This window comes from Methylobacterium sp. J-076, assembly GCF_022829405.1.
GTDB lineage: Bacteria > Pseudomonadota > Alphaproteobacteria > Rhizobiales > Beijerinckiaceae > Methylobacterium.
This window is the reverse complement of sequence record NZ_JAKSXW010000022.1, coordinates 1-322: the sequence shown is the minus strand read 5'-3', so window position 1 is coordinate 322 and position 322 is coordinate 1. Positions and strand designations below refer to the sequence as shown.

The following is a 322-nucleotide window of genomic DNA, read 5'->3' as shown; positions in this document are numbered from 1 at the left end:
GCTCTTTGACATTGTGATATTGAGGAAGGGAGACGCGGACGGCGTTTTTATCTGTCCTTGCGGATCTGGCGTGATGCTGGATCGTGAGAGACGAGACGCTGATCTGTGGATCTCTTTTTGAGCTCACCGAGCTTGCGCTGTGAAGCGTTGGTTCGATTGTGAGGCTCCGTCTGAGATTTTAGTGATCAGCTGAGATCAGCTCTTTTAACGTGAGAGTTTGATCCTGGCTCAGAGCGAACGCTGGCGGCAGGCTTAACACATGCAAGTCGAGCGGGCACTTCGGTGTCAGCGGCGGACGGGTGAGTAACGCGTGGGAACGTGC

General features: G+C 54.3%; 1 rRNA gene. It reads left to right on the top strand.

Annotated features, from left to right (window positions below):
- Positions 1-205: 205 nt before the first annotated feature.
- A 16S ribosomal RNA gene (locus MKK53_RS01090) occupies positions 206-322 on the top strand; the annotation flags it as partial.